The following is a 336-nucleotide window of genomic DNA, read 5'->3' on the forward strand; positions in this document are numbered from 1 at the left end:
TCACCTCCTTTCTAAGGAAATCAAGTAGAGATTATTCACTGTTTAGTTATTAAGTAACTATCAATTTAATAACGCCATATTCTGGTGGCGATGCGCTTAGGGGTAACACCCGTCCACATCCCGAACACGATGGTTAAGACTTAAGCGGCCGATGATACTATGCTGGAGACGGCATGGGAAAGTAGGTGGCTGCCAGATTTATGGGCTTGTAGCTCAGCCGGTTAGAGCGCACGCCTGATAAGCGTGAGGTCGGAAGTTCGAGTCTTCTCAAGCCCATTGTGGGGGTGTAGCTCAGTTGGGAGAGCACCTGCCTTGCAAGCAGGGGGTCAAGAGTTC

1 tRNA gene and 1 rRNA gene are annotated in these 336 nt (G+C 49.4%); both read left to right on the forward strand.

The window, feature by feature from the left end:
• Nucleotides 1-80: 80 nt before the first annotated feature.
• Nucleotides 81-198, forward strand: a 5S ribosomal RNA gene (rrf, locus tag CSX02_RS07535).
• 4 nt (nt 199-202) lie between these two features.
• Nucleotides 203-276 (forward strand) — tRNA-Ile (locus CSX02_RS07540).
• Nucleotides 277-336: the final 60 nt, after the last annotated feature.

This window comes from Agathobacter ruminis (genome assembly GCF_002735305.1).
Taxonomy (GTDB): Bacteria; Bacillota; Clostridia; order Lachnospirales; family Lachnospiraceae; genus Roseburia; species Roseburia ruminis.